At 62.8% G+C, this 21,342-nt stretch carries 24 protein-coding genes and 1 tRNA gene; 11 read left to right on the top strand and 14 right to left on the bottom strand.

Translation table 11 applies throughout. The annotated features are described in order from the left end of the window. Positions 1-162: 162 nt before the first annotated feature. From AC1DXU_RS29835 to AC1DXU_RS29820, 4 genes are all read right to left on the bottom strand, one after another. A complete protein-coding gene (locus AC1DXU_RS29835) occupies positions 163-405 on the bottom strand; it encodes a Trm112 family protein (RefSeq protein ID WP_477374723.1) in 243 nt (80 codons plus the stop codon). Between the two features lie 28 nt (positions 406-433). Further along, entirely contained in the window at positions 434-1,105 is a 672-nt protein-coding gene (locus tag AC1DXU_RS29830; protein WP_477374721.1) for an LON peptidase substrate-binding domain-containing protein, read from the bottom strand. A gap of 181 nt (positions 1,106-1,286) precedes the next feature. After that, a complete protein-coding gene (trxA, locus tag AC1DXU_RS29825) occupies positions 1,287-2,270 on the bottom strand; it encodes a thioredoxin (protein WP_477374719.1) in 984 nt (327 codons plus the stop codon). A gap of 87 nt (positions 2,271-2,357) precedes the next feature. Continuing rightward, complete coding sequence (locus AC1DXU_RS29820; RefSeq protein WP_477374717.1) at positions 2,358-2,855, bottom strand: prolyl-tRNA synthetase associated domain-containing protein; 498 nt, start codon at positions 2,853-2,855, stop codon at positions 2,358-2,360. A gap of 221 nt (positions 2,856-3,076) precedes the next feature. Between AC1DXU_RS29820 and AC1DXU_RS29815 the strand changes: the two genes are divergently transcribed. Then, a tRNA-Gly gene (locus tag AC1DXU_RS29815) sits at positions 3,077-3,151 on the top strand. Between the two features lie 107 nt (positions 3,152-3,258). Here AC1DXU_RS29815 and AC1DXU_RS29810 read toward each other — a convergent pair. The 6 genes from AC1DXU_RS29810 to AC1DXU_RS29785 form a co-directional block, all read right to left on the bottom strand. After that, on the bottom strand, positions 3,259-4,278 hold the full coding sequence (locus AC1DXU_RS29810; RefSeq protein ID WP_477374715.1) for a LacI family DNA-binding transcriptional regulator: 1,020 nt from the start codon (positions 4,276-4,278) through the stop codon (positions 3,259-3,261). A gap of 24 nt (positions 4,279-4,302) precedes the next feature. Next, positions 4,303-5,226: an ABC transporter permease gene (locus AC1DXU_RS29805; protein WP_477374797.1), complete on the bottom strand. Its 924-nt coding sequence runs from the start codon at positions 5,224-5,226 to the stop codon at positions 4,303-4,305. An 89-nt stretch (positions 5,227-5,315) separates the two neighbouring features. Further along, a complete protein-coding gene (locus AC1DXU_RS29800; RefSeq protein WP_477374713.1) occupies positions 5,316-6,821 on the bottom strand; it encodes a sugar ABC transporter ATP-binding protein in 1,506 nt (501 codons plus the stop codon). Between the two features lie 155 nt (positions 6,822-6,976). Further along, entirely contained in the window at positions 6,977-7,957 is a 981-nt protein-coding gene (locus AC1DXU_RS29795) for a substrate-binding domain-containing protein (RefSeq protein ID WP_477310209.1), read from the bottom strand. A gap of 723 nt (positions 7,958-8,680) precedes the next feature. After that, positions 8,681-8,983 carry a YdhR family protein gene (locus AC1DXU_RS29790; protein WP_477374711.1) on the bottom strand — a complete coding sequence of 101 codons (303 nt, stop codon included), beginning with the start codon at positions 8,981-8,983 and terminating at the stop codon, positions 8,681-8,683. A 7-nt stretch (positions 8,984-8,990) separates the two neighbouring features. Next, positions 8,991-9,437 carry a hypothetical protein gene (locus AC1DXU_RS29785; protein WP_244571046.1) on the bottom strand — a complete coding sequence of 149 codons (447 nt, stop codon included), beginning with the start codon at positions 9,435-9,437 and terminating at the stop codon, positions 8,991-8,993. 153 nt (positions 9,438-9,590) lie between these two features. On the opposite strand from AC1DXU_RS29785, the gene AC1DXU_RS29780 reads away from it, so the two are divergent. The 5 genes from AC1DXU_RS29780 (at position 9,591) to AC1DXU_RS29760 (ending at position 12,548) form a co-directional block, all read left to right on the top strand. Beyond that, positions 9,591-10,298, top strand: coding sequence for a winged helix-turn-helix transcriptional regulator (locus tag AC1DXU_RS29780; RefSeq protein ID WP_477310215.1), 708 nt, complete (start codon positions 9,591-9,593; stop codon positions 10,296-10,298). Between the two features lie 245 nt (positions 10,299-10,543). After that, complete coding sequence (locus AC1DXU_RS29775) at positions 10,544-11,293, top strand: COG4280 domain-containing protein (RefSeq protein WP_477374709.1); 750 nt, start codon at positions 10,544-10,546, stop codon at positions 11,291-11,293. After that, a complete protein-coding gene (locus AC1DXU_RS29770; protein ID WP_477310219.1) occupies positions 11,290-11,499 on the top strand; it encodes a hypothetical protein in 210 nt (69 codons plus the stop codon). Before AC1DXU_RS29775 ends, AC1DXU_RS29770 begins: the two co-directional genes overlap by 4 nt. Positions 11,500-11,809: 310 nt before the next feature. Then, positions 11,810-12,070, top strand: a complete 261-nt coding sequence (locus AC1DXU_RS29765; RefSeq protein ID WP_477310221.1) for a DUF982 domain-containing protein — start codon at positions 11,810-11,812, stop codon at positions 12,068-12,070. A gap of 4 nt (positions 12,071-12,074) precedes the next feature. Next, positions 12,075-12,548 (top strand): hypothetical protein, encoded by a 474-nt coding sequence (locus AC1DXU_RS29760; RefSeq protein ID WP_477374707.1) that lies wholly within the window; start codon positions 12,075-12,077, stop codon positions 12,546-12,548. Between the two features lie 133 nt (positions 12,549-12,681). On the opposite strand, the gene AC1DXU_RS29755 is transcribed toward AC1DXU_RS29760, so the two are convergent. Next, a complete protein-coding gene (locus AC1DXU_RS29755; protein ID WP_477374705.1) occupies positions 12,682-13,314 on the bottom strand; it encodes a methyltransferase family protein in 633 nt (210 codons plus the stop codon). 248 nt (positions 13,315-13,562) lie between these two features. Between AC1DXU_RS29755 and AC1DXU_RS29750 the strand changes: the two genes are divergently transcribed. The 4 genes from AC1DXU_RS29750 to AC1DXU_RS29735 all read left to right on the top strand — a co-directional run bounded on the left by AC1DXU_RS29750 (position 13,563) and on the right by AC1DXU_RS29735 (position 16,788). Next, positions 13,563-13,820: a hypothetical protein gene (locus tag AC1DXU_RS29750; protein ID WP_477374703.1), complete on the top strand. Its 258-nt coding sequence runs from the start codon at positions 13,563-13,565 to the stop codon at positions 13,818-13,820. A 27-nt stretch (positions 13,821-13,847) separates the two neighbouring features. Beyond that, positions 13,848-14,648, top strand: coding sequence for a COG4705 family protein (locus AC1DXU_RS29745; RefSeq protein WP_477310229.1), 801 nt, complete (start codon positions 13,848-13,850; stop codon positions 14,646-14,648). A 105-nt stretch (positions 14,649-14,753) separates the two neighbouring features. Continuing rightward, on the top strand, positions 14,754-15,431 hold the full coding sequence (locus AC1DXU_RS29740) for a winged helix-turn-helix domain-containing protein (RefSeq protein ID WP_477374701.1): 678 nt from the start codon (positions 14,754-14,756) through the stop codon (positions 15,429-15,431). Then, a complete protein-coding gene (locus AC1DXU_RS29735) occupies positions 15,418-16,788 on the top strand; it encodes a HAMP domain-containing sensor histidine kinase (protein ID WP_477374699.1) in 1,371 nt (456 codons plus the stop codon). The genes AC1DXU_RS29740 and AC1DXU_RS29735 overlap by 14 nt, the downstream gene beginning before the upstream one ends. Before the next feature lie 19 nt (positions 16,789-16,807). Here AC1DXU_RS29735 and AC1DXU_RS29730 read toward each other — a convergent pair whose 3' ends face one another. Then, positions 16,808-17,236, bottom strand: a complete 429-nt coding sequence (locus AC1DXU_RS29730; RefSeq protein WP_477250362.1) for an Lrp/AsnC family transcriptional regulator — start codon at positions 17,234-17,236, stop codon at positions 16,808-16,810. A gap of 150 nt (positions 17,237-17,386) precedes the next feature. On the opposite strand from AC1DXU_RS29730, the gene AC1DXU_RS29725 reads away from it, so the two are divergent. Beyond that, entirely contained in the window at positions 17,387-18,490 is a 1,104-nt protein-coding gene (locus tag AC1DXU_RS29725; RefSeq protein ID WP_477374697.1) for a saccharopine dehydrogenase family protein, read from the top strand. A 272-nt stretch (positions 18,491-18,762) separates the two neighbouring features. Here AC1DXU_RS29725 and AC1DXU_RS29720 read toward each other — a convergent pair whose 3' ends face one another. Further along, positions 18,763-19,635 carry a glycosyltransferase gene (locus tag AC1DXU_RS29720; protein ID WP_477374695.1) on the bottom strand — a complete coding sequence of 291 codons (873 nt, stop codon included), beginning with the start codon at positions 19,633-19,635 and terminating at the stop codon, positions 18,763-18,765. Between the two features lie 197 nt (positions 19,636-19,832). Continuing rightward, entirely contained in the window at positions 19,833-21,227 is a 1,395-nt protein-coding gene (lpdA, locus tag AC1DXU_RS29715; protein WP_477374693.1) for a dihydrolipoyl dehydrogenase, read from the bottom strand. Positions 21,228-21,342 lie beyond the last annotated feature (115 nt).

Here is a 21,342-nt window from a genome sequence, read left to right as displayed (position 1 = left end):
GATCGGCAGCTTCGCCGCCGGCTCTCTTCCTAAGCGTTGGAGATTGGCGAAAGCCGAAGCGACATCCAATCTCCCTCCTTGTGGGGGAGATGCCCGGCAGGACAGAGGGGGGCGCTGTCCCGCCAGCCTTGGCAACCTTCTGCGCAGCAGTGGCGCTCGAATTCAGGAAGACCCACCCGGCCGCGGCGGCGACAGCAAGTCCTCGGCCGAAATCGCCCGCGCCTCCGAAGGCAGCATGATCGGGATGCCGTCGCGCACCGGATAGGCGAGCTTTGCCACCCTTGAGATCAATTCGCCGCGCTCCGGATCCCAGGCCAGCGGGCCCTTGGTCAGCGGGCAGGCCAGCAGCTCCAGCAGCTTGGGATCGACCCTGGTCTTCTTGCCGTCACGCTCATCCTCCGCCATCGCGCCCTCTTTTCCCCGCCTGTTGCCGCTACTGTAAACTCGAGCCAAAATCCTCGTTCTCGCGCGCCAGCGCCATTTCGGTGATGGCGATCAGCGTTTCGGCGCGTGTCTTCAAATCCGGCGCTTCGAGCAGCGCCTGTTTCTCGGCCGGCCCGTAGGGCGCCATCATCGACAGCGCGTTGACCAGCATGGCATTTTCCGCGCGGCTGACGCTTTCCCAGTCGGCTTCCAGATCATTGGCCTGCAGATAGGCGCGAAATGCCCTCAGCAGCGCTGGCCGATCGATCTCGTTCGCCGCTTGATCTTCATGGAGATCGGCGAGGAAGGGCGCGATCTTGCCCTGGCGAAACGGCGTTTTGACCGGGAGTTCGTGCGCGACGCGGAAGCGGCAGACGCCCTGCAGCGAAATCAGGTAGCGGCCGTCGCCGCTCTCGGCCAGCGAGATGATGCGCCCGGCACAGCCGACATTGCAGAGTTCCGGCTCGCCGTCGGCGCGCAAGGCGCCGTCGAGGCTGGGCTGGATGATGCCGATCAGCCGCGACCCGGCAATCGCCTCATCCACCATCTGCAGATAGCGTGGCTCGAAAATGTTGAGCGGCATGCGCCCGCCGGGCAACAGCAGCGCGCCTTCGAGCGGAAAGATCGCGATCGTCGACGGCAGATCCTTGGCCTGCCGGTAGTGCGCGTTTCCCGCCTGCACCTCAATCCTCCGATCGCTTCGTCATGAAGCGCGTCAAACCCGGAACTTAGCCCATCGCAATCCAGCAGGCGCAAGCCATGCCAACAGGAAACGGATCGGTCCGGTCCGATCTCTTGCCGTCTAATCTGGCGCAGCCACCGTCAGCCGCAAGGCCATCCGCCAAAAACAGCCTAAACCGGCTCTACGAAAACAGCAGCGACGACAGTTTGCGCCGTGCCGCCAGCGTCGCGTCGTCGGTCATGCCCCAGGCCTCGAAGAACTGCAGCAACTGCGTCTTGGCGCCGTCGTCATTCCAGGTTCGGTCGGCCTTGATGATCGCCAGCAGATTGTCGGCGGCCTGCGTGCGTTCGCCCTTGGCGTTCTGGATCATGGCCAGATCGAAGCGGGCCTGATGATCGCCGGGATTGGCGGCCAGGCGCTGCTCGAACTCGGCCGGATTGCCGAGTACCGCCGCTTGCGCGGCAAGCGCGATCCTGGCGCGCACGGCGGCAAGCACCGGCGCATCCTTTTTGGCTTCTGGCGCCTTGGCCAGAACCTCTTCGGCGCCTGCGGTGTCGCCGGCCTCGAACAACAGGTCGCCCAGCCCGGCAATCGCCTCGATCGTCTCCGGCGCCTGCTCGAGGATGGCGTCATAGATGTCGGCCGCGGTCTGCGGATCGCCGGCGGTGCGGGCTTCCGCCGCCGCAGCCAGCGCCTCGGCCACCGGCGGCGCGCCATTGCCCTTGCCGCCGACCTTGGTGATGAATTCGGCGATCTGGCTCTCCGGGATGGCGCCCATGAAGCCGTCGACCGGCTGGCCGTCCTTGAAGGCGATGACCGCAGGGATCGACTGAATGCCGAGCTGGCCGGCGATCGACGGATGATCGTCGATGTTCATCTTGACCAGTTTGACCTTGCCGCCGGCGGCGCGCACCGCCTTTTCCAGGAGCGGCGTCAGCTGCTTGCACGGACCGCACCATGGCGCCCAGAAATCGACCAGCACCGGCTGGCGGCGCGATTCCTGGACGACGTCGGCGGCAAAGGCCGCGGTCGTCGTGTCCTTGATGACATCGCCGGCCGGCGCCCCGCCAACCGCAGCCTTCGGGCGGGCGGCCTCGGTGCCGCCATACTGTACGGTGGTGGAATACTGGCCACCGGCGCCGCCAAACGGATTGTTGTCACTCATCTCGTCACCCTTTCGGTCGCGCCGCTGGTCCCAAGGACAGGCGCAACGCCTTTTTTCACAAAGCCGGTTTCTGCCACCATGTGGCGATCACGCCGAGACTTTCAAGATAACAGCATCATGCCCGGTTGCCTCGACGAATTTGATCAGGTCGGCGGCGGCGATCGATGTCGTGGCTTCATTGGTCAGCGGATGGGCGTTGATCACCGCATGCGCCATCAACTCCTGGTCGAGAACCACCTTGACCCGGTGCGCCGTATCGTTGATCAGCCCGAACACCGTGACCGCACCCGGAACCACGCCGAGCAGCTCCATCAGCAGCTCCGGCTTGCCGAAGGAAACGCGGCCCGAGGCGCCGATCAGATGGTGGATCTGCTTGAGGTCGACCTCCGCTTCCTCGCCGACGCTGACCAGGAAGACATTGTCCTTCTTGTCCTTGAGGAACAGGTTCTTGGTGTGCCCGCCGGCAATTTCCCCGCGCAGCGCCTGCGAATCGGCAACCGTGAACAGCGGCGGATGGCGCCGCGTCTCGACGGCAATGCCGAGTTCGGCGAGAAAGGCGAAAAGCTCGGCTTCGGTCTTCGGCATCGGTATTTTTCTCTGTCGCGGTTCAGGCCTGCCGTTTACGGCCAATGGTGCCGTCGAGACAAGACCGTCGTGCAACAAGGCAATACGGGCTTATCGACGCGCGTGGGTCCAAAAGGTTTGTCGGCGCCGCCGGGTGCGGCCAAAAAGCCTGCGATTTCCCTGTTGCAATCGCCGCGCTCTTCGGCCATATAGGCCCGGCTTGCGGCCCAACGGCCGTGCGAGCGGGTGTAGCTCAGGGGTAGAGCACAACCTTGCCAAGGTTGGGGTCGAGCGTTCGAATCGCTTCACCCGCTCCAATTTCCTCCAGGGGAATCAAGCACATGAAAAGCCGCGGTCCGCCGCGGCTTTTTCGTTTCCGGGTGATGGGCGAGGCGTCATGCGCTCGCCCTTCGGCGCCAGACGCCTATGACCTGCTTCTTCCACGCGGCCAGGGAGCACAGCTTTCCCTTTCGACGAGGACAGGCAGGAGGATTTCACGGCGCGACTGGGCCGCCGGGTCGCCGAGGCGATCCAGCAGCAGGCTCACAGCCCGCGTTCCTATCTTCTCGACCGGTTGTGCGACCGTCGTCAGCGGCGGCCAGGTGGTGACGGCATAGGGTATGTCGTCGAAGCCGATCATCGACATGTCCTCGGGAACCTGCAATCCGCGCGCGCGCAGCGCGGTCAACGCGCCCATGGCCATCAGGTCGTTGCAGGCAAAGACCGCCGTGATCTCGGGCGCCTGCGCCATCAGGCGCTCCATCGCGAGACGCCCGCCGGCGAATTGATAGTCGGAATCCACCACTCTCGCCGCAGGCAAGTCCAGCCCGGCTTCGCGAAGCGCCCTGACGAAGCCGAGCAGGCGGGCGGGGCTCGAACTGGAATCGCGCGGGCCGCCGATCACACCAAACGTGCGGTGGCCGAGCTTGATCAGATATTGACCGGCGAGGTAGCCACCGTGATGGTGGTCCACCAGCACCGAGTCCATATTGAGTGACTGGATCTCGCGATCGAGCAGCACCGCCGGCACGTTGGTCTTGGAGAGACGCGAGAACACCCGCGCGCGGTCCGACGAGCCGGCAAAGATAAGGCCGTCGATCTGTTTTGCTATCAGCACGGACAGATAGCGCTCCTCCTTTTCGGCGCTGCCGTCCGAATTGCACAGGATCACCGTGTAGCCCGCCAGGAAACCCGCGTCCTCGATCTGGCGCGCGACGCTGGCGAAGAACGGATTGGAATTGTCGGGCAGGAGCAGGCCGATGGTCTTGGTCTCGCCGCGCCGCAGGCTCCGGGCCAGCGAATTCGGGCTGTAGCGCAAGGCCGCGATCGCCGCGTGCACCCGCTCGGCCGTCTCCGGTCCGACATGGCGTGTCTGGTTCATGACATGCGAGACGGTGGCGACGGACACCCCGGCATGTCGCGCGACATCGGCAATCGTCGTCATGGTCCCCTTTCCCAGCGCATTTTTCTAGCGAATTACCCTGAGCAGCCTTTCCCGGTAGGCGTCAAGGATGACGGCCAGCACGATGACAAGGCCGATCACGATCGGCTTGAAATTATCACCGACGCCGAGCAGTTGCAGCCCGGTGCTCAGCACCTGAAGAATGCAGGCGCCGACCAGCGTACCGATGACGGAGCCCTTGCCTCCGTTCAGGCTGGTTCCGCCGATGATGACCGCGGCGATCGCGTTAAGCTCGTAGCCGACGCCCGCGATCGGGCTGCCGATGTTCAGGCGCAGCAGATAGACCATGGCCGCGATACCGGCCGTCGCGCCGCTGATCGTGAAGGCGGCGATCTTGTAGACGTCTGGATTGTGGCCGGAGAGGCGCACCGCCTCGTCATTGGTGCCGACGGCGAAGATCATGCGGCCGAAAACGGTGAAGCGCAGCACGAACCAGCCGGCCGCGATCACCAGCACCGCGATAAGGAAGATCGAGGGCAGGAAGCCGCCGATGATGAGGTTGCCGAAATCGATGAAGCTTTGCGGCAGGCCGGTGATCGTCGAATTGTCGCTCACCACGCGCGCCGCGCCGGCGGCCATGTTGAGCATGCCGAGCGTGACGATGAAGGATGGAATCTTCCAGCGTGTGGAGATCAGCCCGTTGAGGGCGCCGCAGACCGCCCCCGTTGCCATGCAGCCGAGCAATGCCAGGGTGATCGAGAGGGCCGGCGTCAGGCTCTCGCTGGTCATGATGGTGGCTCCGACGACCGTGCAGAGCGCAAGCACCGAGCCGACGGAGAGGTCTATGCCGCCGGTCAGGATGACGAAGGTCATGCCCGCCGCCAGCACCGTGTTGATGGCGATCTGCACGAAGATCTTCAGCGCGTTCTCCGGCGTGGCGAAATAGGGGGCTGTAAAGGAGAAGAACAATGTGATCAGCACCAGCGCCATCAGCACGCCGGCGTCGCGGACGAGAAAGCGCAGGAGCTTCGGCCTGGCCGTGGAGGCAGGTGCCGACGCAGCGGTTTCGGACATGTCGCTCATGGTCGCACATACTCCTGATAGGCGAGCGACAAGATGCGCTCCTGGTCGAATTCGGACCGCGGCACTTCGCCGACGATCCTGTTCTTCGAAAAGACGATGATGCGGTGGCACATGCCCATCAGTTCGGGCAGGTCGGACGATACCATGACGATACCCTTCTGCGCCGCCGCCAGCATCCACAGCAACTGGTAGATCTCACGCCGCGCGCCGATGTCGACGCCGCGCGTCGGCTCGTCGAGGATCAGCGTCGAGGTGCCGCGAAACAGCCACTTCGCCAGAACCACCTTTTGCTGGTTGCCACCCGAAAGGTTGCGCACGGCCTGGGCGATCGAGCTGGTCTTGACCCGCAACTGGCCGACCAGATCGGTCGCAGCGGCGGCCTCCGCGTCACGATCGAGCAGACCGAACCGCGAGATCCTGCTGAGGTCGGTGACGGTTATGTTCTGGTCGACCGGCAGGTCGAGCAGCAGGCCCTGGCCCTTGCGATCTTCGGTGAGCAGGCTCAGCCCATGCCGCACGGCGTCCTTCGGCGCGAAAATCGCGGCCCTCACGCCGTCGACTTCGATGACGCCGCCGATCTTTGCATCGGCGCCGAACAGCGCCCGCATCGCCTCTGTCCGGCCGCTGCCGACGAGGCCGGCCACCCCCAGTATCTCGCCATGTCGAACGTCGAACGATATTGCGGGTGTCGTGGTGTCGCGCTTCAGATCCTTGACGCTGAGCGCGACCTTGCCCGGCACGATGGAGGTGTCGAAGCCGTATTCGTCCGCGATGTCGCGTCCGATCATCATGCGCACGAGGTCAGGCACGGTCAGTCCCTGCAGGTCGCGGGTGCTCACCAGCTGGCCGTTGCGCAGCACCGTCACCCGATCGCCGATCTCGAAGACCTCATGCAGGCGGTGCGAGATATAGATGATCGTCACACCCTTTGCCTTCAGCCGCTTGATGATGGCGAACAGGCGTTCGATTTCCGGCGGCGTCAACGTGGCGGTCGGCTCGTCCAGGATAAGAAGCTTGCTGTCGTAGCAAAGCGCTTTTGCGATCTCGACGAGTTGCATCTGCGCGACACCGAGTTCCTCGACGCGCGTCTTCGGGTCGACGTCCAGGCCGACCTCCTTGAGCAGTGCAACAGCGCGCCGCTTGAGCACTTTGCGATCCACCACGCCGAAGCGGCGAGGTAGGCTCTCCAGCATCAGGTTCTCGGCGATGCTCAGATACGGAAGCAGATTGAGTTCCTGGTGGACGATGCGGATGCCGCCTGCCTGCGCATCGTGAGGCGTCTTCGGGTGATATGGCGCGCCATTGAAGGCGATCTCACCACTGTCGGGCCGGTAGATACCCGCCAGCAGCTTGATCAGGGTCGACTTGCCGGCGCCGTTCTCGCCCAGAATGATGTGGGTTTCGCCGCGTTCGATGCAGAGCGAGACGCCGCTGAGCGCGATGGCTCCCGGAAAGACCTTGCCGACCCCTTCCAGGGTTAGAATTGCATCGTTCGCCTTCATGGCAACAAATCCTGAACTTCGCGCGCGCCTGGGGGCATCAACTCCACGGCGGGCGCCGTCATCGCCGCCAGGACTTGGCAAGCGGCCATGACGGCGAATGCGAGGCCGGAGCATCTGCGCCAGGCCGTGGAGATGCAAGGGTCCGCTCGGCGGCCTTAGCCGGTGACGAGCTTGATGTCGGTCTTGACCCAGCCGGAGAATTTCTCGCCGGCCAATTCGCGCAGGCCGTAGTCGATGCCCAGCGCAGCCATCTTGGCGCCATACTGCTCGATCGTGGCGAGCATCTTGCCGCTCTTCAGGAGCGGTCCGACAGCCGGAATATTGTCGAAGCCGACCACCTTGATCTGGTCCGACTTGCCGGCCGCGTCGATGGCCTTGACGACGCCGAGCGCCATCGAATCATTCGCCGCCATCACGCCCTGAATGTCGGGGTGCTGGGTCATGAAGTTGGTCATCAGCGTGTTGGCTTCCTCGGTTTCCCAGTGTGCCGTCTTGCTGTCGAGCAGATCCAGCCCGTGTTCCTTCACCGCGTCGTCGAAGCCCAGCTTGCGCTCCTTGGCATTGTCGGCTTCCGGATTGCCTTCGAGGATGACGACCTTGCCGCCCTTGCCAAGCGCCTTGCCGAGCGCGTCGCCCGCCAGCTTGGCGCCGGCGCGGTTGTCCGGCCCGAAGAAGGCGAGATCGATGCCGGCTTTCTTCTTGGCTTCTTCGTCGAGCGCGACGTCGATGTTGATCACCTTGATGCCGGCCTTCAGCGCCTTCGCGATCGGTGTGACCATGGCCTTCGAATCGGCCGGGGCGACGACGATGATATTGAACTTCTGGGTGATGAAATTCTCGATGGCGTCGACCTGCGCGGCAAAGTCGCGCTCGTCCTTCATGCCGACGGCGGCGAAATCGAACTTGTCCTTGTTCTTGGCCGCGTAGTCCTCGGCGCCAGCCTGCATCTGCTTGAAGAATTCGTTCGCCAGCGACTTCATGACCAGGCCGACCTTCGGTTTGTCGGCCGCGATGGCCGGTCCCAGCGGCATGGCCAGTGCACCCGCCGCCAGCACGCTGGTCTTGAGGAATTGGCGGCGCGAAAATGGGCTTGAATCGAGACCGGGGGCGGCGTGCGTATTCGGGTTCTTGCTCATGCGTTCCTCCACTTGATTGAACCGTAATCGGTTACGTAACCGATTACGCCGCCAGTAAGTGCCACTATTTGCCCGGTGTCAATATCATTGCCAGAACGATCGAGACGATCTGAGCGAGACGATGAGAGAAGGTCACACCGTTGCCTGCATTCATGGCATTTGCACGGGAATAGCTCCGCAGGGGATCACGGGCGGCCCAAAGGCGGTGCGAACGGGTGTAGCTCAGGGGTAGAGCGCAACCTTGCCAAGGTCGAGCGTTCGAATCGCTTCACCCGCGCCAAATTTCTGAAACCAAGGCTTAGACACTGGGGCGCGGCCCGGATTTTGGCTGATCATTTGCCGCCGTCAAGCGGCTTCCACCCCGGGGATCAACGGGGACCAAATGTGCGCTGTACACGCCAGCTTTCCCTTCTAACCAATTGCCCATGCGGTTCTGCGCTGCACTCTTGAGCGCGCGAGAGGCGGATCGATCGAAGCTGTCGGAGCAGGCCGCTCGACGTCAGCTTTGGTCAAGCCAACGTCGCGCAGATGCAAGTTGGACAGGTGACCAAGCGAGCGCTTTGTCGCGGCGGGTCCGCCACTCATGGACAAGGGCCAGCAGCGTTCGAGCCCAGTCCGCAAGCGAGTGTCCTTCAGGAATGCCGAATGCTGTTGGCAGCGGAGTCGGCATGAAGATACCCGCTCCTTCGTCCGCAACACGCGCCCTCCCAAGCTCCGGCAATACTACTTCACCGGGCCACGTGTGATGGTCGTGAGTTCTGCGATCACGTCAAACGCCTTGATGCTCAATGTCGGGTCACCTTTCACCTCCGCAATAATCGGCCCGTCCAGGAAGGCCTGCACTGCGGCGTCATCGTCGAACAGGTAGATCCCGCCGGCTTCGCTTTGGGCCTCGTTTATGATCCAGACCTTCCAGCGCAGGCCAGGTATGTCCGCGATGGGTTGAGCATAGGGCAGGTTTTCTTTCTCGTACTCGGCCCTTGGCCCGTTGAGCTTGTAGTTGATTTGCAGGATTTTAGCCGACATAAGAGTGCTACTTCGCGGCTGCGAGAAGATAGCCGCCCTCCCAATGCCAAATTTGCTTGTCATCGACCGTCACGTTCAGAATAGCTTGAAAGCCGGCCAACGTCCCGCTTCCTGCGGAGAACGCGCAATGTCCTGTTGGCGGTTTCGCGGTGTCATAGACGATGCAATAACCAATCGCGGAGTCGCCTGGCCCAACGGCGAGAACGACGGAGCTGCTCGTAAATAGCGGGCTACTGAGAACAGGGCCATAATAAAGAACCTTTGTGCCAGCCGGTATTTCCTTCAGACTCGATTCGGTAATTGTACAGAAGCTCGGTGTTTCACCGTTGTAATCACTGCATTCCTTGGAAAATTTTAGAGGCGATAGCTTGGGCGCGTCGGTCGCCATCGCGGGCCAGCCGAACGACACCGTGGCCAAGAGAGTCACTGCGAGAATTTTTCTCAAAGCAAACATTTTCTTGCTCCTAAGTCTGACCATCCGAGTTCAATCACCATGACGGCGGAAGGCGGGCAGGCACTAGGGCAGCTTCAGAAGCGTTCCGCTTCAGATTGTGAACTGGCCTTAGACCTTCGCAAGGACTAACTTGCGGCAAAGGAGCGCCCGGCCATGACGCGTCGGCCTTACGGACTGATCTGTCCGATCTCGCTTGCCTGCGAGATTCTTGAACCGCGCTGGACGATCCAAATCCTGACCGAACTCTGGAACGGCTCGACCCGCTTCAACGACATTCGCAAGGGGTTGGGCAACATCTCGTCCGCCATCCTGTCGAGGCGGCTCAAGGAGATGGAGTCGTCGGGCCTGGTCGAGCGCGTCGAGGACAAGGCGGCGGGCACCGTCGACTATTTCCGCACCGAGAAGGCGATCAAGCTCGAACCGGCGATGAACGCGCTGGCGGAATGGGCGCTATGCAACATCGAGGCGGAGATCGCGCTCAGCGGTGCGGATGCTTCGACCATCATGTGGGTCGTGCGGCGAATGATCGACCTCGCTGAACTGCCGCGGCGGCGCGCCGTCATCCGCTTCCATTTCCGCGACGATCCCCCACTGAAGTGTCCCAACTGCTGGTTTGTGGTCGAGCCAGGCGCGGACTTCCCCGAGCTATGCTGGCTCGACCCCGGCCGGGATGTCGACCTTTACGTCGAGACCGGCGTTGTTTCACTGGGGGCCATCATCGAGGGCCACTCCAGCATCGAGCGCGAGAAAGAAAGGGGCCGCCTTTTTCTGAGCGGCGACCCCGCCCTCGCCCGCAGCATGGACCGCTGGCTACGAACCTCGGTCTATGCAGGGCTCCAGGGAATTGTCCAGCTTTCTTGAAAGCCATATTGGGGTTGCAGCCTTGTTCAACCCGCCAAGGACGAAAGGGCCATATGGGCTTGCCTCAAAAAGCTACAGCGCAAACAGTAAGATAGCCGTGCCCAGTTTCATCCTGTCCGGCGCTCCAGTTTCCTCGAAGGGGAATCAAGCATCGAAATGCCGCGGTCCGCCGCGGCTTTTCGTTTTTGGGGCACTGGAAGCTAAATTCACTCTAAGGCATTCTCGCAAGCTGCTCGGGATGCCTCATGCACAACCTCACCCCCATCCTTTCGACCGTCACCGCCGCTTTCCTCGCTTCCTTCGTAGAGGTCGTCGAGGCCTTCACCATCGTGCTGGCGGTCGGAGTGACGCGCGGCTGGCGGCCGGCTCTCACCGGCGCTGCCCTGGCGCTGGCGCTGCTGGCGGCACTGGTGCTGGCCTTCGGGCCACTGCTGGCGCTGGTTCCCATCACCACCTTGCAATTTACCGTCGGCGTGCTGTTGATCCTGTTTGGCCTGCGCTGGCTACGCAAGGCCATCCTGCGCGCCGTTGGCGTCATCGCCCTGCATGACGAGGCGGCGGCGTTTTCCAAGGAGACCGCCAGCTTGCAGCAGCAGGCCAATGACCGGCGGGCCGACTATCTAGCGGGGCTGGCGGCATTCAAGGCGGTGCTGCTCGAAGGTGTCGAGGTGGTGTTCATCGTCATTGCCGTCGGCGCCGCGCATGGGCAGACGCTTTACGCCGGCCTCGGCGCGCTGGCTGCGTTCATCCTGGTGATGCTGATCGGGCTCGCGGTGCACCGGCCGCTGGCACGCGTGCCGGAAAATGCGCTTAAATTCGTCGTCGGGCTGATGCTGACCAGTTTTGGCATTTTCTGGACCGGCGAAGGCATCGGCGCCGACTGGCCGGGCGCCGATCTGGCGCTGCTGGCCATCTTCGCCGTCGTTGCGCTGGCCTCCTTTGCCATCGTCCGCTGGCTGCGCAGCGCCTATCCCACCAGGGGGTTTGCCCGATGAGCATTGTCCGTCTTGCCATCAAGGAACTCGTCGGCATGTTCATCGATGACGGTAACCTGGCGCTGCTGGCGCTGATGCTGATTGCGGCGGTCACAGCGGCTGTAAGGCTTTTCGCAATGCCGCCATTGCTTGGCGGCATTGCGCTGCTGGTGGGTTGCCTCGCGATCCTGGTGCAAAGCGTGCGGCGCGCCGCCCGCGCTCGATAGCGGTCCATTGCCGGTCGGTTGTGCGGTTGTCGTGGTGCCCAGTGCACTGAAAGCAACCGGGAAAACCCGCCAACTATGCAAAGAGACGACGAGGCCATGCCGCTGGGTCGCCGCAGTGTGCGCATCCCTGCGGTGCGTTGATTTCGTTCGGTGGATGTAAATGGCGACGCGATCGCAAGCCACAGTCGATACGTCATAGTTAATAGACAGCGCGTTGTTTAAGTGCTCAACTAACTTTGTCATCAGCCATTGAACGGGCGCTGGTGCTTGAGAGCGCATATCATTCTCCCGCCCCAGCGGGAGCTGTGCAATGACAATCATCCCAACCTCTGTATTTTCCGGAATCCCCATCGAGAGCACCGACGGCACGATTTCGGTGCTGCGGACACTTCCCGAAATGGCCGATGCCCTGGCGAATGACTGGCCCTCCGACGGCCCGCTGTTCCTGGCTGCGCTGGCTGCCCTGGTGCAGGAAAGGGTCGGCTCCTGCAGCACCAGAGACGTCCACAGGGCCTTCATTGCGGCGGCCGTCGAAGCCGATTGCCTTCCCGACAGCTACCTGAGGGATTGAGGAGATGCCTCTCACGCTCCGCACGACACTCTGTGAGACGAGGGATGCGCTGCACGTGCTGCGAAGGGCTTTGTTTGTCCGCGGCCATACGGAAGCGATGGAGAGCATCGATACGCATATTGGCTTCGCGGAAGATGAAGCCGTCCAGGCGATAAGCGCCATTGACCGCGCGGAATTTCGACGACCCATCCTGGTCTCGGTGGCAAACCCGGTGCAGCCCGCCGCTATTGTCGTCCCGACCGCACTGCCGACAAAACTCGCCGAACTCAGGGAACTTGGATTGGGCCTGAGCGCCTATTGCGGCAATCCGCGTTGCGGTCATCTGCGCTCGCTCGATCTTGACCCTCTGATCGAGACTTACGGCACCCACTACGACTTCATCTGCGAACGGCGGCTGGCATCGAAGCTGGCATGCAAGCGCTGCCAGCATGTTGGCGGCAGGCTGGTCGTGGTTTCCGACAAAAGGCCCCGCTATTGACCGCCGGGAAGGGTCAGGCGCTGATCAATAGAGGGTGAACGGCGTCGGCAGGAAGCCGCCACTCCTGAAATGCTTGCCTTGTGATCCTGGTGCTCAGCGTCCGCCGCGCGCCTCGTGGCGCCAATCAATAGAATCAATAGAGGGTGAACAGCGTCGGCAGGAAGCCGCCATTCCTGAAATGTTCGACCGTTTCGATCAGCGGGAAAAGGGCAAGGAAATAGAGCCCGTCATAAAATGTCCGCTTCAGCGCAGCCGTTGAAAACTGCCACTCGGCCTGGTCGGCAAACAGCAGCGGGTTCGGCCAGAAGCGCGGCGTCCGCTCAGCATACGCCGTATAGGCGGGGCCGAACTTTCCCAGCAGGAATTCGGCCTCCTTGCGCGCCGTCACCCGGAAAACGATGAAACTGGCGAGACCCAATGCCAGGGCCACGACGACGGATCCGTACATCAACCCGATGCCCACCGCGCCGATGGTGGAGAAAAAATAGAGCGGGTTCTGGGTCATCGAGAATGGCCCCGCGGAAATCAGCTCTTCGTTCTTTTTGCCGCCGACATAGAGAATGCTCCACAGCCGCCCGCCGACACAGGCAAGCACCAGGACGACGCCGAAGAGTTCCATGAGCTCGTGACCGTCCGACCCTTCGCTCAGGAACGGCTTGGCAAACAACAGCAGCGCTATGGCCAGGACGGCCGCCACCTGGACAACGATGAGGCGCCTGTGCTGGTCGAACGCCACCGGCGACGGCTTGGGGGAAGCGTAGGTCATTGGTGTTTCCTGCGACTCCGCAAGCCTGTGGAACCGGGCGGCGGCGGCACGCCCTGCATTAGCCACTACTCTTTCTGCCGGTTGCTGGCGAGACTTCGGTGGCGATTTTGTCGCCTCCGCGCCCATTCTTACGAAAATGTAAGCTTCCAGACAAATGCCGGTGAAGTCGCGTCCCTAGGGTCGCCGCTGCCGGTCGGCCTGGCCGGAGCATGATCGCCAAAAGACCGGCGCCAACAGGAAAAGCACCCATGAACAGACTGGTTCTCGCCCTCGCGCTCACAGCACTTGCCATCGCCAACCCGATTGCATCCGCCTCCGCCGCACCAGCGCCTTGCGAAGAAACGCGCAAGACCCTGCGCGCCGCGGAAGCCGAAGCCAAACTCGGCGATGCGGACAAAACCAAGGTTTCCGAGCTGGAGACCAAGGGCATCGAGCGCTGCAACGCCGACGACGACAAGCGCGCCGACGACTTCTTCGCTCAGGCTATGAAAATCCTGGGCAAGTAACTCCGCCCGCAACGACAGGACACCGCCATGCTGCCGCCAGCCACCCAACGTGCCGCGCCTCTTCTTAACCGGGTTCCCGATGTCACCGTCGATTTCTGGCTGATCAAGCTGATGGCGGTGACCATGGGCGAGACGGCGGCCGACTATCTCGCCGTCAATCTCGGCCTCGGGCTCACCGTCACCTCGTTGATCATGACCGGCATCCTGGTTGTCGCCCTTATCCTGCAGTTCGCCCAGAAACGCTATGTGCCATGGGCCTACTGGCTGGCGGTGGTGCTGATCAGCATCGTCGGCACGCTGGTCACCGACAACCTCGTCGACAATTTCGGCGTGCGGCTTGAAACGACGACCATCGCCTTCAGCATCGCGCTCGCCGCGACATTTTCGGTCTGGTACGCCAGCGAAAGAACGCTGTCGATCCACACCATCTTCACCACCCGGCGTGAGATCTTCTACTGGCTGGCGATCCTGTTCACCTTCTCGCTCGGCACCGCGGCTGGCGACCTTGTCGCGGAAAGCTTCGACATCGGCTACCTCACCACCGGCCTGTTGTTTGGCGGCGTCATCGCGCTCATCGCCTTTGCCTATTATGTCCTCAGGCTGGATGGCATCCTTGCCTTCTGGCTCGCCTACATCCTGACGCGGCCGCTTGGCGCCTCATTCGGCGACCTGCTGTCGCAACCGGTCGAATATGGCGGCCTCGGCTTTGGCACCACCTTGACCAGCATCCTCTTCCTTGGCTGCATCGTCGCCCTTGTTCTCTACATGACGCTGAAGCGGGACATCGACCAGACCGACGAAATCCTGCTTCAATCGGAGCACGAATGAAGCGGCTGCATGACGAGCGGGCAGGCGCTGGCCGCTATTCTAGGAACGGGTCGCTGCCGGTGATAGCGTGCCACCTTGAAAAGTCGGCAACAGACCGGAACGACGATGCGCCTTCTCCTTGTCGAGGATGACCCCAGGACGGCCGACTATGTCGTCAAGGGATTGAGCGAAGCCGGACATGTTTGCGACCTGCTGCGCAACGGCCATGACGCGCTGTTTGCCGCGACGCGCGACGCCTATGACGTGATCATTGCCGATCGCATGATCCCTGGCCTCGACGGCCTGTCGATGATCAAGGCGGTGCGTGCCGCCGGCGTGCGCACGCCGGCGATCTTCTTGACCTCGGTCGGTGGCGTCGACGACCGGGTCGAAGGCCTGGAGGCCGGCGGCGACGATTATCTCGTCAAGCCATTCGCCTTTTCCGAGCTGCTTGCCCGCATCAACGCCCTTGGCCGCCGGCCGGCGGCGCAGGAGCAGAAGACCGCCTTGCGGGTCGCCGATCTCGAAATGGATCTGATCATGCGCCGTGTCACCAGGCAGGGTCAGGTGATCGACCTGCAGCCGCGGGAGTTCAGCCTGCTCGAAGTCTTGATGCGCGGCGAAGGCCGGGTCATCACCCGGACCATGCTGCTGGAGCGCGTCTGGGATTTCCATTTCGATCCCAGGACCAGCGTCGTCGAGACCCATATCAGCCGGCTAAGGGCCAAGATCGACAAGCCCTTCGAGATGCAGCTCATCCACACCATCCGCAACACCGGCTACAGCCTGCATGCGCCGGTTTAACCTTTTACGCAGCACGCCTTTCCGGCTTGCTTTGACCTTCGCCTTCCTGTTCGTGCTTGCCTTTATCCTGTCGGGCGCCATCGTCTATCAGCTGATGAGCGCCGATCTTGCCGAGCGGCTCGACGAATCCATCAAGGAGACCTATTCCGTGGTCGCGGTGACTTACGCCGAAGCCGACCTGGAGGATCTGGTTGCCACGGTCGACAGCCATGCCGCGCTCTCAACCAAGAAAGAGCAGCTGTTCTCGCTGACTGGTCCCACCGGCAATCATCTGGCCGGAAACTTTACCGCGGCGGACCTTCCAGATGGCTTCTCGATGTTTGATGCCACCATGCCCGGCGTGCCGGCCGACACCGTCTACCGCGCCTGGTCCGGTTCGGTTGGTGGAAACAATCTGACGGTCGCCTTCAGCCTTTCCGAAACCAAGGAGCTGGAAACCATTGTCCTGATGAGTTTCGGCTGGGCAACCCTGATCATCGCCGGTCTGGCGGTGGCCGGCGGCGCCTTGCTGGCGTCGCGTGTCCAGCGCCGCCTCGACGGCATCGCCGCCACCATGGTCGACGTCTCGCATGGGCGGCTTGACGCCCGCATTCCCCTGGTTGGCAATGGCGACGATATCGACAGTGTCTCCACGCAGGTCAACGCAGCCCTCGACCGGCTGGCGGCGCTGGTCGAAGGCATGAAGCAGGTCAGCGCCAACATCGCCCACGATCTGAAGACGCCGCTGAACCGCCTGCAGATGATTTTGGAGGGCGCCGCCGAAAAAACCGCTTTGGGCGAGGCCGTTTCCGATGAACTGGCGGAGGCGCGGGCGGAAGGCCTGCAGATCAACGAGACGTTCGATGCGCTGCTGCGCATCGCCCAGATCGAGGCCGGCGCGCGCAAGGCGCGCTTCGTCGATCTGGACCTAGGCGGCGTCGTCGAAACCATTGCCGAAATTTATGCCGGTGTCGCCGAGGACGACGGCAAGTCGCTTTCGGCGAAGATGGTTCTGGACCACGGGAGCCGGATCCATGGTGATCGGGAACTGTTGACGCAGATGTTCGCCAATCTGGTGGAGAATGCCTTGCGGCATTGCCCGGCAGGCACGGAAATCGAATTGTCGGTGACCTCTGGGGATGACCGCATTCTGGCAAAAGTCGGCGACAATGGCCCCGGCATTCCAGCCGAGGAGCGCGAAAAAGTGTTCCAGCGGCTCTACCGGCTGGACAACAGCCGCACGACGCCGGGCAGCGGCCTTGGCCTGAGCCTGGTGCGCGCCATAGCCGATCTGCACGGCGCCTCGATTGCCCTGGAAGACCGCCATCCCGGCCTTGCGGTTGTCGTGAGTTTTCCTGCCACCAAGGCAACTGGCTAAGGCGCGGCAGCCACTGCGCTCAGCGGTCGATGCGCGTCGACAGGATGATCGACGACGACGTCCGCTCGACGCCTTCCATGGCGCCGATCTGATCGAGCAGCGTGTCGAGATCCCGGATCGACGGCGCGTCGACGATGACGATCATGTCGAAATTGCCGCTGACCGAATGCAGCGTCCGCACCGGCGCCAGCGCTTGCAGGCTGCGCACCACTTTGTCGGCCAGCTTGGGCGTGACGGTGAGCAGCACATGCGCCCGCACCAGACCTTGCTCATAGTCCGGCGCCAGCCTGACGCCGTAACCGGTGATGATGCCGCGCTGTTCCAGCCGCTCGATCCGGCTTTGCACCGTGGTGCGCGAGACGCCAAGCTGGCGCGCCAGCTCGGCGGTCGAGGCGCGCGCATTGCCGCGCAGTAGAGAAAGCAGGGCCTGTTCGGCATCACTGAGCATTTCGACGAACCTTGCCGGCAGATTGACCAAAGAGAGGTTTCGTTTCGAACAATTCCACGCTTCCTTTCGACAGGCAAGCTGCGATTCTCCTGAGTATGGTGCCCACCGCACAGCGGTTCGGGCCAAAAGCTTTCACGAGGGAATCGGATCATGAAGAAAATCATCGTCGTAGGCGCCGGCAAGATCGGCTCGACCATTGCAGGCATGCTCGCCGACACCGGTGACTATCACGTCACTGTCGTTGATCGTGCGGCGGCACAGCTTGCTGCGGCTGAACTCCCCGCTGGCGTCGAAGCGTTGGAGCTCGATATTGCCGCGCCCGGCGCCCTCGAGACCGCGCTTGCCGGCGCCTTTGCCGTGCTGAGCGCCGCCCCCTTCCATCTGACCACCCGCATCGCCGAGGCGGCGGCCGCCACCGGCGTCCATTATCTCGATTTGACCGAGGATGTCGTCTCGACCCGCCGGGTCAAGGAACTGGCGCGTTCGGGCAAGAGCGCCTTTATCCCGCAATGCGGCCTGGCGCCGGGCTTCATCTCGATCGTCGCCAACGATCTTGCCAGCCGCTTCGACACGCTGGAAAGCGTGCGTATGCGCGTCGGCGCGCTGCCGCAATACCCCTCGAACGCGCTGAACTACAATCTGACCTGGAGCACCGACGGCGTCATCAACGAATATTGCGAGCCTTGCGAGGCCATCGTCGAGGGCGAGCTGATCGAAGTGCCGCCGCTGGAGGAGCGCGAGGAATTCTCGCTCGACGGCGTCACCTACGAAGCCTTCAACACCTCCGGCGGCCTCGGCACGTTGGCCGAGACGCTGAAGGGCAAGGTGCGCACGCTGAACTACCGCACCATCCGCTATCCCGGCCACGCCGCGATCATGAAGGCACTGCTCAACGACCTTGGCCTGCGCCACCGTCGCGACGTGCTGAAGGACATTTTTGAAAGTGCTTTGCCGGCAACGCTGCAGGACGTGGTCATCGTCTTCGTCACCGTCTCCGGCCGCAAGAACGGCCGCCTGCTGCAGGAAACCTACGCCAACAAGATCTACTCGAAGCGCGTCGGCAATGTGGTGCGCAGCGCCATCCAGATCACCACCGCGTCAGGCATCTGCGCCGTGCTCGACATGCTGGCCGACGGCAGCCTGCCGGCGAAAGGTTTTGTCAGGCAGGAAGACATCGCGCTCGACGCCTTCCTCGCCAACCGTTTCGGCCGCGCCTATGCACAGCACGAAATGGTGAGCCGGCTAGCGAGCTGAGGGCCTGAGGTTCGCGCCGTTCCTCTCCCGTCGATCTGGGGAGAGGTGTCGAGCGAAGCTCGACGGAGTGGGGGTCGACCTCGCGCGGGCGTCGTTATTTCAAGCCGGGCGGGGCCAACCCCAATTGCGACTCTGTGGTGAGTTGTCCAGCGGCGCCGCATTTGCGGACCGCCTTCCCCCACTCCGTCGCTGCTATGCAGCGCCACCTCTCCCCCTCCGGAGGGAGAGGAAGGAGCCTGGAGCGCCCCACAAGGGGGAGGGTTAGAGCGCTCCTACTTGCGCAACAGCAGCGGTCGCCCGAGCAGAAACCGAATAGCATTGCCCGCGGTTCGTGGCGCCATGCCGGACCGCGCCGCCTGTCGCGGCGCGCTCTTCTTTCGGCTGGGCTCCCGCACCTTGGTTTCGATGCCGGGTCGACCGACGGCGAAAGACGGCTCCGCGACCGGCTTGCCCCTCAGCACATTGGCGGCATTGTTGTCGTGGATGACGATGCACCATTGCGCGCCCTTCGACGCCGCCACGACGGTGTTGAAGCGCGTCGCCATCTTTGCGTGGTGCTCGCTGTAGATGCCGCTCATCGCCGGTGATCTCTTCTCGACCAGCGTGCCGAATGCCGACGTGACATATTCGTGGAGCGTGTAGCGGCCGGTTGCCGTGTCGAAATTCTGGCCGTCCGGAAAGGCAATGTAGAGGGACTGCACGTCCACCGCACCCTTCTCGATCTCCCGACGCGCGTAGTGCTCCACGCGCTCCATGAAGGTCGGCGCCAGCGCGTCGTCGCTGTCGAGCCGCGTGAGCGAGACATACTCGGCATCGCTATCGCTCTGGACGAACGCATTGAAGCGATTGTTATAGTCGTCGCCAGCCTCAACGAGGACCGGCCTGACGTCGATTCCGGCCACACAATTGCAAACTGTCCGAACATAGTTCTCATGCGTCTCGGCATCGAACGCCACCAGGACGGTAAAATCCTTCAGCGATTGGCCTTCGAGCGAAGGCGCGCAATATCTGTCAAACAACGCCAACCGCTCAACCAGCCATACCGGGTCGAGATTGGCGCGGCCCTTTCCATCCCCCTGGCTCGGCTTGAAGCCGGTGGCGGCGTTGTAGCGAATGGCGATGTATTTCTTCAGTCTGGTGTCCATGGCCGGACACTTAATACACCTGCTGATTTGCGACAATCGACGGCGGGCCGGCGGGCGAAGTGAGGAGCGCGACGTTACGTTCTCCCCTTGTGGGAGCAGGATGGGAGTCTGCTGGAGGAGGAAGGGAGCCTGAAGGAATAGGTTCGCGCCGTTCCTCTCCCCCCTCCGGAGAGAGAGGAAAGGAGGCCGCTAAGCACTCAAATATGCAGGGCGTGGCCGAGCGCCTTTAGCGCCGCTTCCTGAAAACCTTCGCCTTGCGTCGGGTGGGCATGGATGGTGCCGGCGATGTCCTCCAGCCGCGCCCCCATTTCCAGCGCCAGGCCGAAGGCCGCCGCCAGTTCCGACACGCCATGCCCGACCGCCTGGATGCCGAGCACTAGATGGTTGTCCGCGCGTGCAACAACGCGAACGAATCCTTCCTCGCCAAGCTTGGTCATCGCCCGGCCATTAGCGGCGAAGGGAAACAGGCCGATCTTGATCTCGCCCTGGGCCTTTGCCTCCTCCGGCGACAGGCCTGTCGTGACCAACTCCGGATCGGTGAAGCAGACGGCGGGGATCGATCGCTTGTCCCAGCTGCGCTTATGACCGGCGACGATCTCGGCGACCATTTCGCCTTGCGCCATTGCCCGGTGCGCCAGCATCGGCTCGCCGGTGACATCGCCAATGGCAAAGATGCCGCGCATCGAGGTGCGGCACTGGTCGTCAATGCGGACGAATTTGCCGGCCCGGTCGAGGTCGATCTGCTCGAGCCCCCAGCCCTCGGTCACTGGCTTGCGCCCGACCGTGACCAAAATCTTGTCGGCAGAGATTTTCGTGCTCTTGCCGTCCGAAGTCTCGACCAGCAGCGCATCACCCTTGGTCGAAATTCCCTTGGCCTTGGCGTTCACCAGCACCTCGATGCCGAGTTCGCCCAGCCGCTTGACCACCGGCCGCGTCAGTTCGGCATCATACTGCGCCAGCACGCGCGGCAGCGCCTCGACCACGGTCACCTTGGCGCCCATTTTGGCAAAGGCAATGCCGAGCTCCAGCCCGATATAGCCGCCGCCAACGACCGCCAGCTTTTTCGGCACGTCGCCGAGCGCCAGCGCCTCGGTGGATGAAATCACCGGCCCACCAAACGGCAGGAACGGCAATTCGACCGGCGCCGAGCCGGTCGCGATCACCACCGTTTCGGCACGGATCACCTGCACGCCGATCTCGGTCTCGACCTCGACGGTCTTGCCGTCGCGAAACGTCGCCCAGCCATACACGGTCTTGACCTTGGCCTTCTTCAGCAGGCCGGCGACACCACTGGTCAGCCGGCTAACGATACCGTCCTTCCAGGCGATCGTTGCGGCGAGGTCAAGCGCCGGCTTCGACAGCGAAATGCCGAGCGGGCTTTTGCCGCCGGCCATATGCGAAACCTTTTCGAATTCCTCGGCCGCATGGATCAGCGCCTTGGAGGGGATGCAACCGACATTGAGGCAGGTGCCGCCAGGCTTGCCGGCTTCGACGATCACCGTATCGATGCCGAGCTGGCCGGCGCGGATGGCGCAGACATAGCCGCCCGGACCGGCGCCAATGACGAGCAGCTTGCAGGAGATTTCTTTCATGACGTGCCCCCAATGCGTGGCTGCGCTCGATACTGATCGAAAGGAACGCTCTGTAGCGATCCTTCACGCGCCCCTCTGTCCTGCCGGACATCTCCCCCACGAGGGGGGAGATTGG

The sequence above is a fragment of the Mesorhizobium sp. P3_A10 genome (genome assembly GCF_056403175.1).
This window is presented reverse-complemented; position numbering and strand designations above follow the sequence as displayed.